Origin of the sequence: Nocardia rhamnosiphila NBRC 108938, from assembly GCF_000720425.1 — a bacterium.
Lineage (GTDB): Bacteria > Actinomycetota > Actinomycetes > Mycobacteriales > Mycobacteriaceae > Nocardia > Nocardia rhamnosiphila.
The window spans coordinates 42,791-56,967 of sequence record NZ_JOAJ01000005.1 but is presented as its reverse complement, the minus strand read 5'-3'; the positions used below and the strand labels follow the sequence as shown (position 1 = coordinate 56,967).

15 protein-coding genes are annotated in these 14,177 nt (G+C 68.8%); 6 read left to right on the top strand and 9 right to left on the bottom strand.

Annotated features, from left to right (window positions below):
* Window position 1: 1 nt before the first annotated feature.
* From IG75_RS37400 to IG75_RS0117945, 3 genes are all read right to left on the bottom strand, one after another.
* Window positions 2-1,228, bottom strand: a complete 1,227-nt coding sequence (locus IG75_RS37400) for a TrbL/VirB6 family protein (RefSeq protein WP_030522922.1) — start codon at window positions 1,226-1,228, stop codon at window positions 2-4.
* Between the two features lie 424 nt (window positions 1,229-1,652).
* Window positions 1,653-2,564 (bottom strand): SDR family oxidoreductase, encoded by a 912-nt coding sequence (locus IG75_RS0117950; protein ID WP_030522923.1) that lies wholly within the window; start codon window positions 2,562-2,564, stop codon window positions 1,653-1,655.
* A 43-nt stretch (window positions 2,565-2,607) separates the two neighbouring features.
* On the bottom strand, window positions 2,608-3,405 hold the full coding sequence (locus tag IG75_RS0117945) for an SDR family oxidoreductase (protein ID WP_030522924.1): 798 nt from the start codon (window positions 3,403-3,405) through the stop codon (window positions 2,608-2,610).
* A 65-nt stretch (window positions 3,406-3,470) separates the two neighbouring features.
* On the opposite strand from IG75_RS0117945, the gene IG75_RS0117940 reads away from it, so the two are divergent.
* Genes IG75_RS0117940 through IG75_RS0117925 form a run of 4 tightly spaced genes read left to right on the top strand, consistent with a single transcriptional unit; the run spans window position 3,471 to window position 6,964 of the window.
* On the top strand, window positions 3,471-4,235 hold the full coding sequence (locus tag IG75_RS0117940) for an enoyl-CoA hydratase family protein (RefSeq protein ID WP_030522925.1): 765 nt from the start codon (window positions 3,471-3,473) through the stop codon (window positions 4,233-4,235).
* Window positions 4,236-4,251: 16 nt separating this feature from the next.
* Window positions 4,252-5,130 (top strand): CoA transferase subunit A, encoded by an 879-nt coding sequence (locus IG75_RS0117935; RefSeq protein ID WP_030522926.1) that lies wholly within the window; start codon window positions 4,252-4,254, stop codon window positions 5,128-5,130.
* Window positions 5,127-5,885 carry a CoA-transferase subunit beta gene (locus IG75_RS0117930; RefSeq protein WP_030522927.1) on the top strand — a complete coding sequence of 253 codons (759 nt, stop codon included), beginning with the start codon at window positions 5,127-5,129 and terminating at the stop codon, window positions 5,883-5,885. The genes IG75_RS0117935 and IG75_RS0117930 overlap by 4 nt, the downstream gene beginning before the upstream one ends.
* The gene (locus IG75_RS0117925; protein ID WP_030522928.1) at window positions 5,882-6,964 is read left to right on the top strand and encodes an NAD(P)H-dependent flavin oxidoreductase; all 1,083 of its coding nucleotides are present in this window, start codon (window positions 5,882-5,884) and stop codon (window positions 6,962-6,964) included. Before IG75_RS0117930 ends, IG75_RS0117925 begins: the two co-directional genes overlap by 4 nt.
* Window positions 6,965-7,205: 241 nt before the next feature.
* On the opposite strand, the gene IG75_RS0117920 is transcribed toward IG75_RS0117925, so the two are convergent.
* Window positions 7,206-7,946, bottom strand: coding sequence for a group II truncated hemoglobin (locus tag IG75_RS0117920; RefSeq protein WP_030522929.1), 741 nt, complete (start codon window positions 7,944-7,946; stop codon window positions 7,206-7,208).
* A 53-nt stretch (window positions 7,947-7,999) separates the two neighbouring features.
* Between IG75_RS0117920 and IG75_RS0117915 the strand changes: the two genes are divergently transcribed.
* A complete protein-coding gene (locus IG75_RS0117915; protein ID WP_245713428.1) occupies window positions 8,000-8,380 on the top strand; it encodes a winged helix-turn-helix transcriptional regulator in 381 nt (126 codons plus the stop codon).
* 92 nt (window positions 8,381-8,472) lie between these two features.
* On the opposite strand, the gene IG75_RS0117910 is transcribed toward IG75_RS0117915, so the two are convergent.
* From IG75_RS0117910 to IG75_RS0117895, 4 genes are all read right to left on the bottom strand, one after another.
* On the bottom strand, window positions 8,473-9,216 hold the full coding sequence (locus tag IG75_RS0117910; RefSeq protein WP_030522931.1) for a DUF427 domain-containing protein: 744 nt from the start codon (window positions 9,214-9,216) through the stop codon (window positions 8,473-8,475).
* A 95-nt stretch (window positions 9,217-9,311) separates the two neighbouring features.
* Window positions 9,312-10,553 carry an MFS transporter gene (locus IG75_RS0117905; RefSeq protein WP_030522932.1) on the bottom strand — a complete coding sequence of 414 codons (1,242 nt, stop codon included), beginning with the start codon at window positions 10,551-10,553 and terminating at the stop codon, window positions 9,312-9,314.
* Complete coding sequence (locus IG75_RS0117900; protein ID WP_063045421.1) at window positions 10,550-11,020, bottom strand: MarR family winged helix-turn-helix transcriptional regulator; 471 nt, start codon at window positions 11,018-11,020, stop codon at window positions 10,550-10,552. The genes IG75_RS0117905 and IG75_RS0117900 overlap by 4 nt, the downstream gene beginning before the upstream one ends.
* 19 nt (window positions 11,021-11,039) lie before the next feature.
* Window positions 11,040-11,588 (bottom strand): TetR/AcrR family transcriptional regulator, encoded by a 549-nt coding sequence (locus IG75_RS0117895; protein WP_030522934.1) that lies wholly within the window; start codon window positions 11,586-11,588, stop codon window positions 11,040-11,042.
* Window positions 11,589-11,752: 164 nt separating this feature from the next.
* On the opposite strand from IG75_RS0117895, the gene IG75_RS0117890 reads away from it, so the two are divergent.
* Entirely contained in the window at window positions 11,753-12,982 is a 1,230-nt protein-coding gene (locus IG75_RS0117890; protein ID WP_373863788.1) for a cytochrome P450, read from the top strand.
* Between the two features lie 39 nt (window positions 12,983-13,021).
* Here IG75_RS0117890 and IG75_RS0117885 read toward each other — a convergent pair whose 3' ends face one another.
* Entirely contained in the window at window positions 13,022-14,176 is a 1,155-nt protein-coding gene (locus tag IG75_RS0117885; RefSeq protein WP_030522936.1) for an acetyl-CoA C-acetyltransferase, read from the bottom strand.
* Between the last annotated feature and the right edge of the window lies 1 nt (window position 14,177).

Here is a 14,177-nt window from a genome sequence, read left to right as displayed (position 1 = left end):
ATCACGCACCCGTTCCGAAGAATTCGGCCCGCGCGGCATCGACCCGCGCCTGTGCCTGTGCGGCGCTGTGATAGCTCATCACGGCCGAACCGCCGCCGGCGATGGCCAAGGCGATCAGCCCGCCGATCACCGACAGGACCTTGGGTTCGGGCAGCAGACCCTCGGCGTTCGTCGGACGCACCGCATGATTCGGCGGCGCGGCGGCGACCGACGGCGCGGATCCACCGGGAGCGGGCGCCGCGGGGACGGCCGGCGGCGCGACCGCGGGCACCGGAACGGCCACACCGATTGCCGGAGCACCGGCACCCGCACCGCCGCCGGGCGCCGGTAATGCCAGTGGCGGCCCGACCGGGGGCGCCGGAACCGGGGGCGCCGGCAGCAGCAGGAGCAGCAGCGGGGCCGCGGAACCCACACCGGCCGAACCCAGCGCGGCGGAGCCGGTCGCCGCCGAACCGGCGGCAGCGGACCCGGTAGCCGCGGAGCCCACGGCAGCCGAACCCACACCGGCCGAACCGGTGCCGAGTATCCCGGACCCGGCCGAGCCCGTCGCGGCCGAACCGGTGCCGAGCACTCCGACTCCCGCCGAACCCAGCGCGGCGGATCCCGTACCCAGTACCCCGGCTCCGGCCGAACCCACCGCGGCCGAACCGGTACCGAGCGCTGCCGAACCGCTGCCCAGTGCGGCGGAACCGGTCGCACCCACTCCGAGTCCGGCCGAACCCGCTGCGGCGGAACCCGTTCCGAGGACTGCCGATCCGGCCCCGAGCGCGGCGGAGCCGGTGACCCCCAGGGGCGCCGCGGCGGCCGAACCGACGGCGGCCGAACCGGTGGCCAGAATGGTACCCAGAGCGGTGCCCAACCCCACCGGGCCGAGAGGTTCGGCAACCGGCGCAGGATCCGGTCGCGGAGCAGCGTCCGGCGCCGGCTCGGCGGTGTCGACCGCTTCCGGCTCCTGGACCCGGCCGGGGATGCCCAGGGGCTGCCACTGCGCGATGTCACCGGAATCCGCACCGCTACCAACGGAACCGGAATCCGGCACCGGCGCACTGCTACCCATTCCGAGACCGGTGGGTGCGCCCGATTCGGTCGAAGCTCGCTCTCCGGTCTCATCGCCCGACTCCGGTTCGCTGCCCGGTATGGCGAGCGGGCCGCCCTCGGGAGGTTGCGCGCCCGGGAGCGGCGGGGCGAGGCCGTCGCCGCCACTGCCGGAGGGGCCCTGTTCGGTCATCGGCCCCCGGCCCGGATTCGCTTGAGCGAGTGCCGGCCCGCCGACCAGCCCCAGGCATCCGGCCGCTCCGGCTACTGCAAGCAATCGCTTGATGCGCCCCACGGCCATGCGCCGGTCAACCCCTCGATCGATAGTGCGGATTCGCCCGGCGATGACGCCTTCCGGGTAGAACGAACAGATGGTTGCCCATGGTAAACCAGCACCCTCACCGGTGCATGACGAAGTGGCGACACGGAGCGAACGGTCCCGGCTATCCGCTGCTCGGGCGCCAGTACACAGCGGACAGCGCCCCGGAGAGCATGGAATAGATCACAACACCCCGGTGCGGGGTCCAGTAGCTGGACAGTCGGACATTCCTATCGAAACGGGCCCGTCCCGTCGTCGGCCGACGACGGGAGGGGCCCGTTCGAACAGTGGTGAATCCTTACGCGCCGTATACGGGTTCCGGGGTCGCGCCTTTCGCGATCAGCTCCGAGACCACGGTGCCGAGTTCGGCCGGATTCCACCGCGCGCCGCGGTCGACCGGCACCCCGTGGCGCCAGCCCTCCGCCAAGGCGAGGCGACCGCCCTCGACCTCGAACATCCGGCCGGTGACACCGGCCGATTCCGCGCTGCCCAGCCACACCACGATCGGTGAGATGTTCTCCGGCGCCATGGCGTCGAACCCGTCATCGGGTGCGGCCATCATGTCAGCGAAGACGGTTTCGGTCATCCGGGTGCGTGCCGAGGGGGCGATCGCGTTCACCGTGACGCCGTACCGCCCGAATTCGGCCGCGGCGGTCAGGGTGAGACCGGCGATACCCGCCTTGGCGGCACCGTAGTTCCCCTGGCCGACACTGCCCTGCAGACCGGCGCCGGAGCTGGTGTTGATGATCCGGGCGTCCACCGTACGACCCGCCTTGGATTCCGCGCGCCAGTACGCGGCCGCGTGCCGCATGGTGGCGAAATGACCCTTGAGGTGGACGCGGACCACCGAATCCCATTCGTCCTCGGCGAGATTGACCAGCATCCGGTCGCGGACGAATCCGGCATTGTTGACCAGGACGTCCAAGCCGCCGAACGTGTCCACGGCCTGCTGGATGAGCCGCTGTGCGCCCTCCCAGCTCGCCACGTCGTCGCCGTTGGCCACGGCCTCGCCGCCGGCCGCCCGGATCTCCGAGACCACCTGCTCGGCGGGGGTTTCCGCGGTCGACTCACCGCTGAGGGTCGAGCCGAGATCGTTCACCACGACCTTCGCTCCCTCGGCGGCGAAGGCCAGGGCGTGCGCCCGGCCGATACCCCGGCCGGCGCCGGTGATGATCACGATCCGTCCGGCGCAGATGCCCTCGGTTGCCATGTCCGTTCCTATCGTCGATGGTCGATATCTGTTCGAGGTGAGGTCAGGCCTTCGCCGCGGCATCGGAGTGGCCGGCGGTCGCCACCGACAGGAAGGCCGGGGGTTCGCCGCCGCCGTGGATCTGCAGGGTCGCCCCGGAGATGTACCCGGCCAGTGGGGAGAGCAGGAAGGCCACGCCGTTGCCGACATCCTCGGGCCGGGCCAGCCGCCCCATCGGGATGGTCTGGCCGACGGCGGCCACTCCGTCGGCGTCACCGTAGTGCAGAGCGCTCAATTCGGTTTCCACCGCGCCGACCACCAGTGAGTTGATCCGGACCTTCGGGGCCCATTCCGCGGCGAGGGAGACGGTCAGTGCGTCTACTCCCGCTTTGGCCGCCCCGTAGGCGGCCGTGCCCGGGGAAGGCCGGTGGCCGCTGAGGCTGGAGATATTGACGATCGAGCCGCCGTCCTCCTGCCTGCTGATCACCGCGTGTGCCGCCTGGGCGACGTGCAGGGCGGAGAGCAGATTCAGCTCGATGATCTTGGTGTGGAATTTGGGGCTGGCGTCCTGCGCCAGGGCATAGGGGGCGCCACCGGCATTGTTCACCGCGTGATCCAGCCGCCCGTGCCGCCGGACGATCTCGGCGATCAACTCCGCCACGGCTGCCGGGTCGCGGACATCGCACGGCAGGAAGTCGATCTCCCGCCCGTCCACCTCGACCGGGGTATCGCCGGGACGGCGGGCACATGCCACCACGGTCGCCCCGGCGGAGAGCAGGACGCGGCTGATCCCGGCGCCGACGCCGCGGACGCCGCCGGTTACCAGAACGACGCGATCGGACAGGTCGATTTCGAGTGCCACCGTGTTAACCTACCAAGCAATTGCTTGCTTAGCCAAGATGCTCGAGATGCGAGATGGGATACGCGATGGGGATCAAGCGCCATTCGGAATCCGCCGGTATCGCCGTGGTCACGGTCGACTATCCGCCGGTCAACGCCATACCCTCGGACGGCTGGTTCGCCCTCGCCGACGAGATTCGCGCCGCCGGGCGCGACCCGCAGACCCGCGTGGTGGTGCTGCGCGCCGAGAACCGCGGCTTCAACGCGGGCGTCGATATCAAGGAGATCCAGCGCAAACCCGGGCATCAGGCGCTCATCGACGCCAACCACGGATGCTTCGAGGCATTCGGCGCGGTCTACGACTGCCCGGTCCCGGTGGTCACCGCGGTCCAGGGCTTCTGCCTGGGCGGCGGGATCGGCCTGGTCGGCAACTCCGACATCATCATCGCCTCCGACGACGCGACCTTCGGCCTACCCGAGGTCGACCGCGGTGCGCTCGGCGCCGCCACCCACCTCGCCCGGCTGGTCCCCCAGCACCTCATGCGCGCGCTCTTCTTCACCGCGAGCACCGCCACCGCCCAGCAGCTGCACCATTACGGCTCCGTACTCGAGGTGGTCCCCCGGGAGGAACTCGACGCCACCGCGCTGAAGGTCGCCGAGAGCATCGCGGCCAAGGACGGCCGGGTCATCCGGGCCGCCAAACGCGCCCTCAACGGCATCGACCTGCAGGACGTGCACCGCAGCTACCGCTTCGAGCAGGGGTTCACCTTCGAACTGAATCTTTCCGGAGCCTCCGACGAGATCCGCGAACGCTTCGACGAAGACCTGGCGGCGCAGAAGGACAAGAACTGACGTGGAACGGAAGACCATGCGAGACAAGCGGAAAACGCTGGACGAGATCGTCGGCGAACTGCGCAGCGGGATGACCATCGGCATCGGCGGCTGGGGTTCCCGGCGTAAGCCGATGGCCCTGGTGCGCGCCCTGCTGCGGTCGGACGTCACCGACCTGACGGTGGTCACCTACGGGGGGCCGGACCTGGGGCTGCTGCTTTCGGCCGGGAAGGTCCGCAAGGCCTACTACGGGTTCGTCTCCCTGGACTCGGCGCCGTTCTACGACCCCTGGTTCGCGAAGGCCCGCACCTCCGGGCAGATCATCGCCCGCGAGATGGACGAGGGCATGCTCAAATGCGGGCTCGAGGCGGCCGCGGCGCGACTGCCGTTCCTGCCGATCCGCGCCGGCCTGGGCTCGGATGTACCGAACTTCTGGGACGGCGAACTCCGGACCGTGACCTCGCCGTACCCGGGCCCGGGCGGCCGTCCGGAAACCCTGATCGCCATGCCGGCCCTGAACCTCGACGCCGCGCTGGTGCACCTGAATATCGGCGACGCGTACGGTAATGCCGCCTACCAGGGCGTGGACCCCTACATGGACGACCTGTTCTGCCTGGCCGCCGAGAAGCGCTACCTCTCGGTGGAACGCCTCGTGGAGACCGAGGAACTGGTGAAAACCGTGCCCCAGCAGGCGCTGCTGCTCAACCGCATGATGGTGGACGCGGTGGTCGAAGCCCCCAACGGCGCGCATTTCACCCTCGGTGGTGAGAGCTACGGCCGGGACGAGAAATTCCAGCGGCACTATGTCGAAGCCGCCGGGTCGCCGGAGACCTGGCAGACCTTCGTCGACACCTACCTCAGCGGTTCCGAAGCCGACTACCAGGCCGCCGTCGCGCGATTCAAGGAGGAGCGGTGACCAGCACCGAAACCATCACCCGCGCGGAGGTGTGCGCGGTCGCCTGCGCCGAGATCTTCCGCGACGCCGGAGAGATCTTCGCCAGTCCCATGTCGCCGATGGCACAGCTGGGCGCGCGGCTGGCGAAACTCACCTTCGAACCCGATCTGCTGATCTCCGACGGCGAAGCGTTCTTCCTCGCCGAGACCCCGCCCATCGGCGGTAAGGCGCCGGTGGAGGGCTGGATCCCGTTCCGCAAGGTGTTCGATGTGCTGGCCTCGGGCCGCCGCCATGTGGTCATGGGCGCCAACCAGATCGACCGCTACGGCAACCAGAACCTTTCGGCCTTCGGCCCGCTACAGCAGCCGACCCGGCAGATGTTCGGCGTCCGCGGCGCCCCCGGCAACACCATCAACCACCCCACCAGCTACTGGGTCGGACGGCACACCAGGCGGGTGTTCGGCGAGAAGGTGGATATCGTCGCGGGCGTCGGCTATGACAAGGTCGACCCGGAAAATCCCGCGTTCCGCTTCCATCACATCCACCGGGTGGTCAGCAACCTGGGCGTTTTCGATTTCAACGGCCCGGACCACACGATGCGCGCGCTGAGTCTGCACCCCGGGGTCACCGCCGGTGAGGTCGCGGAGAACACCTCGTTCGAGATCGCCGACTTGGGCACGGCCGAAGAGTCCCGGCTGCCCACCACCGAGGAACTGCGGATCATCCGCGAGGTCCTGGATCCGAAGAAGATCCGCGACCGGGAGGTCCCGCAGTGACACCCCGGCTGCGGACCCCGCTGACCGAACTGGTCGGGATCGAACATCCCGTCGTGCAGACCGGTATGGGCTGGGTGGCGGGACCGAGCCTGGTCTCGGCCACCTCCAATGCCGGCGGGCTGGGCATTCTGGCCTCGGCCACCATGACCTACGACGAGCTGGAAACGGCCATCGCCAAAACCAAGGCGCAGACCGATAAACCGTTCGGGGTGAACATCCGTGCCGACGCCTCGGACGCGCCCGAGCGGATCGATCTGCTCATCCGCGAGAACGTCAAGGTCGCCTCCTTCGCCCTGGCGCCGAAGAAGGACCTCATCGCCAAGCTGAAAGACGCCGGCGTGGTGGTGGTTCCGTCGATCGGCGCCGCCAAGCACGCGGTGAAGGTCGCCTCCTGGGGCGCGGACGCCGTGATCGTCCAGGGTGGTGAGGGCGGCGGGCACACCGGGCCGGTGGCCACCACCCTGCTGCTGCCGTCGGTCCTGGACGCGGTCGATATCCCGGTGGTCGCGGCCGGCGGCTTCTTCGACGGACGCGGCCTCGCCGCCGCCCTCGCCTACGGCGCCGCCGGGGTCGCGATGGGCACTCGTTTCCTGCTCACGCAGGAAAGCAGCGTCCCGGATTCGGTGAAGCAGGAATACCTGCGCCGCCAACTGGGCGAAACAGTGGTGTCCACCAAAGTCGACGGTATGCCGCACCGGGTGCTCAACACCGAACTCGTGCAGAAGCTGGAGAACTCGGGGCGGGTCCGTGGCCTCACGGCCGCCGTGGGCAATGCGGCCCGGTTCAAGAGCATGACCGGGATGAAATGGTCCACGCTGGTCCGCGACGGTCTGGCCATGCGTAAGGCCAAGGACCTCACCTGGTCCCAGGTGATCATGGCGGCCAACACCCCGATGCTGTTGCGCGCCGGGCTGGTCGAGGGCAATACCGAGGCCGGGGTGCTGGCGGCGGGCCAGGTGAGCGGCATCCTGGAGGATCTGCCGACCTGCCAGGAGCTGATCGACCGGATCGTCGCGGACGCGGTCGCCCGGATCGGCACCCTCGCCGGACTGCCCCAGAGCACCGAATCGAAGAGCTGAGACATCCGGCTCCGGGCCCGTCCACTATCGGTGGACGGGCCCCTTTTCGTCTCGGAGACGCTTTGCCGAACCGGTCGGGCAACCGCGGCCGCGCGGCCGGCGACCGCAGCCGCCGGTGGCGTCGGTGCAGCGCCGCGGTGCGCCGGCCCGCGGCCGCGACCGTACCGGCAGGACGGTGTCGGCCGGGGCCGTGGCTTGCGCGCACCGTGCGCGCGTGTATCTCAGCGGCCCGGGTCCGCGCTCAATACCGCGGCCAGGGGCGTACCTCACCCCAGCCCCAGGTGGGCATGGGTTCGCTGTCGCTCGCCGGGGCGTCGGGCCCGGAGAACAGCAGCGCCATCCGGGTTCCCCATTCCAGATACCCCACGAATGCCGCCCGGAACTCGGCGTCGGCGGGCAGGCCGACCCGGTCGGCGGTCTCGATCAGGAGGCTCACCCAGCGCTGACGCTGTTCCTCGGTCAAGGACCGGTCCCGGTGGCGGGAGATCATGTGCTGGTGGCCGCCGTGCCGTTCCGAGTAGACGGCGGGCCCGCCGAAAACCTCGCCGAGCCAGGCGGCTACATGCTTCGCGTGGTCGGGGTGCATGCCCTCGAAAACCGGGCCGAGCACCGGATCCTCCGGTACCCGGTCGTAGAAGGTATCGAAGAGCTTCCCGAACGCCTCCGCGCCGCCCGCCCAGTCGTAGAGCGACGGCACCAACGCGACCGGCTCGTAGTGCCGCATCTCCTCGATACCGGTGACGTAATCCTTGATCTGGGCGAAGAACTCCCGGAAGTGCGAGCTGTTGCGGAACTTCTCCAGATGATCGCTCGCCGAGGTCCAGGTGAGCCGGAGGATATAGACCTCCGGGTCATCGACGCACCGGTCCAGATCGTAGGTCCGGCAGTACGGCGAGAACTGCAACGACACCGCGGCGCGGCGATAGGCAACCTCGAACGCGGCCGGATCGGGAACGCGGTACCGGATGTACTCGGTGATCATGGATGAAGTCGACCATCTTGGGAACAACGGCACAAGAACGTACTTTGTGGTGCGTGAGCGTGCGGCGGACCTTCTACTCCTGCCAGGTCGAACTGGCGATGGACACCATCGGCGGCAAGTGGGCGGTCGTGATCCTCGGCTACCTGAAGGAGCGGCCGCGGCGCTACGGCGAACTGCGCCGACTCGTTCCCGAGATCACCGAGAAGATGCTGACCCAGCGGCTGCGCGAACTCGAGGCCGCCCGTCTTGTCGAGCGGACGGTGCACGAGGGCCCGGTCCGCACCGTGACCTACCGGCTGATCGATCCCGGACTCCGGCCGGTCCTGCAGGCGCTCTACGACTGGGGTGGGACGCTGGCGACCCGGGACGGTATCGAGATCGGTCCCCCGCGCGCGGACCCGGCGGTATCGAAAGGTGGCGGTCCGGTCGGCTGAACGGCATCGCCGCATCGGCCCGGCGGAAGATCCGGGCCGCGGTACCGGCGCGGATGGCCGCCGAGCCACGGGGCGGCTGCCCGCGGGTTTGCTCAGCCGAACGGGCTCCGCGGCCGCTCCTGCAACTCACCGTCGATATAGATATCGACCTTCTCGTTGTAGAAGCAGGCCAGTCCCGCGATCTTCTGGCTCTCCGGGGTCGGGGTCCGGTAGATCCACACCAGATCCGGATGCTCGGTCTCGCCGACGCGGATGTTCCAGTAGTCGGCATTGCCCTTGTACGGACAGCTCGTGTGGGTGTCCGACGGCCGCAGCAGGTCCATTCTGATATCGGTGAGCGGCAGGTAGAAGCGGGCGGGGAGCCCGGTTTCGAACAGGATCCGCGGGGACCGCGAATCGGCCACGGTCACCCCGTCGAGTTCCACCCGGACATGCCGGGAACTGGCCAGGATATCCACGCGCGAGTACGGGTTGCGCGGGTGGACGTAGATCGGCTCGTCCTCCTCGAACCATTCGTCCATCGCGTCCCAGTCCAACCGCACCAGATCGTGCAACGGCGGATCCGCGTAGCGCAGGGCGGCGCCGGCGGCCGTGGTGCCGTCCACGACGACGTTGTAACCGGTCGCCTCCCCGAGGCGGGCGGAGGTGCGCGTGCTGCCGTCGAACTCGAGTTTCGCGCGCAGATCGCCGACCGGAATGTAGTAGGCCGGGTAATACGGGTTCTCCCAGACCAGCGCGGGGCGGACGGTATCGGCGACCAGATGTCCGCCGAGGTAGACCCGCACTCGCTTCTGGATCGTCTCGACCCGGACCTCGTCTCGCTGCGCTTCGGTCATACTCCCCGACCCTACGCCGGGCAGGTTGTCCGGATGGTCACGAAAAGAGCGGGCCCCGCCTGTCGGCGGGGCCCGCGAAAGACCTCTTGTGGAGGTCAGTCACCGACCGTGACCGCCTGCGCTTCCTCCACACTGTGGGGAGCGGGGTCGTGGTCGTCGATATGGGCCAGTGCCGAGCGGCCGGCCAGCAGCACCACCACACCGGCGGCGGTGCAGACCGCGCCCACCCAGAACGGCAGCGAAACGCTGGTCTCGCCGAGTTTGCCTGCCAGCCACGGTGCGGCGGCGCCGCCCACAAAGCGGACGAAGCTGTAGGCCGCCGACGCGGTCGAGCGTTCCACCGGGGCGGAGATCATCACGGCCTCGGTGATCAGCGTGTTGTTCACGCCGAGGAACAGACCCGCGAGGACGACGCCGGCGATCAGCACCGGCTTGTGCTCGGCGAACAATGCCATCACCGCCAGATCCGCGGCGAACAGCCCGACCGCCACCGCGATCATGGGCAGCGTGCCGAAACGGTGCTGCAGTTTGGGCGCGAAGAAGACCGAGGCCACGGCGAGCAGGATGCCCCAGCCGCAGAATATGAAGCCGATCGCGTAGGTGCCCATGTCCAGCGGGAACGGGGTGTAGGCGAGCAAGGTGAAGAAACCGAAGTTGTACAGCAGCGCCGTAATGCTCACGACCAGCAGGCCGCGGTGGCGCAGCGCCTTGAACGGTGCGGCCAGTGAGGTCGGTTTCGCGGCTTTCGGCCCCTCGGGCAGCAGCACGACGATCGCGATGAAGGCGACGGCCATCAGGACGGACACACCGAAGAACGGCCCGCGCCAGCTGATCCCGCCGAGCACGCCGCCCAGCAGCGGCCCGGTGGCGATACCGATGCCCAGCGCCGCCTCGTAGAGGATGATCGCGCGCGCGACCCCGCCGCTGGCGGCACCGACAATGGTGGCCAGCGCGGTTGCGATGAACAGGGCGTTGCCGAGCCCCCAGCCCGCGCGGAAGCCGACGATCTGGCCGACCGTTTCCGACATACCGGCCAGTGCCGCGAAGACGATGATCAGCGCGAGGCCGGCGAGCAGAGTCTTCTTCGCGCCGAACCGGCTGGAGACCACGCCCGTGACCAGCATGGCGACGCCGGTGACGAGCATATAGCTGGTGAACAGCAGCGATACCTGCGGCGGCGACGCGTGGAGCTGTTCCCCGATGGGTTTGAGAATCGGATCGACCAGGCCGATGCCCATGAACGCGATAACGCTGGCGAAGGCGACGGCCCAGACCGCCTTCGGCTGCCCGGTCGATGTGCTGGTCGGCTCGATCGCCGTCCTGGTCGTGGTGCTCATCGGTCTTTCCTCGATTGCGTGTGGTGCCCGGCCGATTCGCGGATCGCCGCCAGCAGCTCCCGTAGATCGGCTGCGAGTCCGGTCAGGCGTTCGGCGTCGAAGCCGGGTAGCGGGCCGGACAGCGCCTCGCGCATGGAGGCGCGGGTGGCGGCGAGCCGGGCACGCCCGGCCGGTGTGAGTTGGACGACGACCGCGCGCGAATCGTCCGGGTCGCGGTGCCGGGAGGCGTATCCCTCCCCCACCAGGCGGGCGATGAGCGCGGTCGCCGTGGGTTGCGACGTGCGATCGATTCGAGCGAATTCGCTGACCCGCAGCGAACCGTGTTCCTCGAGCACTGCCAGTGCGCGCACGGTGGCGCGCGGCAGGTCGTCGACGCTGAGCATGCCCGCCGCGCGCGTGAGCCGACTCGCGGTGACCAGTAGATCGACGACGGTGTCGTCCACATCGGTCACCGGGTTCGGCTGCACCCAAATATTATTACATAGGCTAACTATCTATTTCCAGGCCGCCCGGTGGGATGCCCGCCACATGCCGCAGCTGCGCGAGGAAGGTCGCCCGGTCGTCGCCCCGGACCACGTAGTGACAGGCCGCCAGCCGGATGATCGCCGCGGCGACGATATCGGCGTCGGCCCCCTCGACCATCGGCCGGATGAGCGCACGCATGATCGGCATGACGCGGGCGAGTTCGGCCAGCACATGGTCCGGTTCCACATCGACCAGCCGGCCCAGCGAATACGACTCCTGATGATCGACCATGTACCGCAGCGCCGCGTCCAGCCGGGCGGCGCCGGCGAGACCCTCGGTCGCGGCCGCGAAGGCATCCTGCGTGTTCTGCTGTTCGTAGCGCCCGAAGGCGGCGAGCAGTTCGTCCTTCGAGGAGAAGAACCGGTACAGCGTCGGCCGGGAGACCTTGGCCGCCGCGGCGACATCGGACAGGTTCAGCTTGCTGTGGCCGTGGCGGCTCAGCACCTCGAAGGTCGCGCGCAGGATTCGCTCCCGGGTCGGCCCGTTCGAGTTGGCATCCGATGACGACATTTACATCCTTTACACTTTTTGTAAGTTGTGTAACACTCTATCGAGTACCGACAGGGCCGGTCCGGTAGACCGTTTCAGCTGGTGAACCCGCATTCCGGCGGCCACCATCGAATCGTACGGACAGCCCCGCGCGGCACATTCCATCCAGCTCCAGCTGTATCGAGGTGAGTCCGATGACGGACACCTGTGTATCCGGCGACGGGATCGTCTTCGACCCGTTCTCCGACGAATTCTTCTCCGACCCGCACGAAATCTATCGCCGCCTACGCGCGCAGGCCCCGGTCCACTTCAACCCCGAATACGGCCTCTGGTCGCTGTCGCGCTACCCCGACGTCGCGGCCGGGATGAAGAATTTCGACACCTTCTCCTCGGCCGAGGGCATCACCCTGGACATGGTCCTGGACCCCGGCCATCCGAAACCGTCCGTGCCGATGATCATCATGATGGACCCGCCCGAGCACACCCGGATGCGCAACCTGGTGCGCAAGGTGTTCACCCCGCGCGCGATAGCGGCGCTGGAACCCATGGTCCGGGAGACCGTCGCGACATTCGTCGAACGGCTGCCCGGCGGCGAATTCGATGTGGTGGCGGACTTCTCGAACCATTTCCCGATCGAGGTGATCAGCTCCATGCTCGGCGTCCCGGCACCGGACCGGGCCCGGCTGCGCGAATTACACGCTCTCCCGCTGGAACGCCGCCCCGGGGAGACCGGGATGCGGCCCGAAGCGGCGGAGGCGATCCGGGAAGCCGGGCAGTACTACTTCGAACTGATCCTCGAGCGACGGGCCCGCCCGCGCGACGACATGATCAGCCATCTGATCGCGGCCGAGGTCGACCGCGGTGACGGGACGAAGACCGCGTTGACCGATATCGAGATCGCCGGTTTCATCTCGCTGCTGGGCGGGGCGGGCGCCGAAACCGTCGCCAAGCTCGTCGGCATCGCGGCCGTCCTGTTCGCCGACCACCCGGAGCAGTGGCGAGCCCTGCGCGCCGATCGGTCGAAGATCCCCGCGGCCTTCGAAGAAGTGCTGCGTTACGACGGGCCCGTGCAGTACGACCTGCGCTACACCCGTACCGAGGTACGGCTGCACGACCGGACCATTCCGCAGGGCAGCTACGTGCTGATGCTGCTCGCCTCGGCCACGCGCGACGAGCAGGCGTTCCCCGACGCCGAAAGCTTCGATATCGACCGGCCGCATTCCGGGCACAACCTGGGCTTCGGTTACGGCATCCACAGTTGCCTGGGTGCCGCGCTGGCCCGGTTGGAAGGCCGGATCGCACTGGACGCACTGCTCGACGTGATGCCCGACTACACCGTGGACCGGGCAGGTCTGCGCCGGGCCACGGTCACCAATGTCGCCGGCTGGGCCAACGTGCCGGTCCGGGTCCACTGACAGAGCCGATGTGGTGGCGGCCTCACCGCCACCACATCGTCAGCGGTCGAGCCGCTCGATGATGGTGGCGTTGGCGGTGCCGCCGCCCTCGCAGATGGTGAGCAGGCCGTAGCGGCCGTTGATCCGCTCCAGTTCGTTCAGCAGGGTGGCGAAGAGTTTCGCGCCGGTCGCGCCGAGCGGATGGCCCAGTGCGATCGCGCCGCCGTTCACGTTCACCTTCTCCGGGTCGGCGCCGGTCTCCTTCAACCAGGCCAGCACCACGGGGGCGAAGGCCTCGTTGATCTCGACCACGTCGATATCGTCGATGGTCAGGCCGGTCTTCTCCAGCGCCCACCGGGTGGCGGGGATCGGCGCGGTGAGCATGTACAGCGGGTCGGCGCCGCGAGCGCTGACGTGGATGATGCGGGCGCGCGGGGTGAGACCGTATTCCTCGACCGCCCATTCCGAGGCGAGCAGGGTCGCACTGGCGCCGTCGGAGATCTGCGAGGCGACCGCGGCGGTCAGCGGGCTGCCCTCTTCCAGCGCGGGCAGCGAGGCCATCTTCTCCAGACTGGTCTCGCGCGGACCCTGGTCGATCCAGAAATCCCCCACGGGCACGATCTCGTTGTCGAACCGGCCCGCTTTGATGGCGGCGCGGGCGCGCTCGTGGCTGCGCAGCGCCCACTGCTCCATGTCCTCGCGGGTGATCCCCCACTTCTCGGCGATCAACTGCGCGCCACGGAACTGCGAGACCTCGCCGGTGCCGTAGCGGTGATCCCAGCCCTTGGCGCCGACGAACGGCGAATCGAAGCCGTACTCCTTACCGGCGATCATGGCCGCGGAGATCGGGATAGCGCTCATGTTCTGCACTCCGCCGGCCACGATGACCTCGGCGGTACCGCTCATGATGGCCTGGGCGCCGAAGTTGATGGCCTGCTGGCTGGACCCGCACTGCCGGTCCACGGTGACGCCGGGGACCTCTTCCGGATATCCGGCGGTCAGCCACATCGTCCGGCCGATATTGCCGGCCTGCGGGCCGACATTGTCGACGCAGCCGACGATCACATCGTCGACCCGGGCGGGGTCGATCGAATTGCGGCCGAGCAGGCCCTGCAACGCGGCCGCGCCGAGATCGGCCGGATGGACCTCCGCCAGCGCACCACCGCGCTTCCCGATCGGGGTGCGCACCGCATCGATCACGTACGCCTCACGCAAC

Excerpts from the sequence above, each read along its gene's own strand:
- IG75_RS0117940 (WP_030522925.1), top strand. The coding sequence starts at position 3,471 with ATGGGGATCAAGCGCCATTCGGAATCCGCCGGTATCGCCGTGGTCACG.
- IG75_RS37400 (WP_030522922.1), bottom strand. The coding sequence starts at position 1,228 with ATGACCGAACAGGGCCCCTCCGGCAGTGGCGGCGACGGCCTCGCCCCG.
- IG75_RS0117905 (WP_030522932.1), bottom strand. The coding sequence starts at position 10,553 with ATGAGCACCACGACCAGGACGGCGATCGAGCCGACCAGCACATCGACC.
- IG75_RS0117935 (WP_030522926.1), top strand. The coding sequence starts at position 4,252 with ATGCGAGACAAGCGGAAAACGCTGGACGAGATCGTCGGCGAACTGCGC.
- IG75_RS0117950 (WP_030522923.1), bottom strand. The coding sequence starts at position 2,564 with ATGGCAACCGAGGGCATCTGCGCCGGACGGATCGTGATCATCACCGGC.
- IG75_RS0117920 (WP_030522929.1), bottom strand. The coding sequence starts at position 7,946 with ATGATCACCGAGTACATCCGGTACCGCGTTCCCGATCCGGCCGCGTTC.
- IG75_RS0117910 (WP_030522931.1), bottom strand. The coding sequence starts at position 9,216 with ATGACCGAAGCGCAGCGAGACGAGGTCCGGGTCGAGACGATCCAGAAG.
- IG75_RS0117895 (WP_030522934.1), bottom strand. The coding sequence starts at position 11,588 with ATGTCGTCATCGGATGCCAACTCGAACGGGCCGACCCGGGAGCGAATC.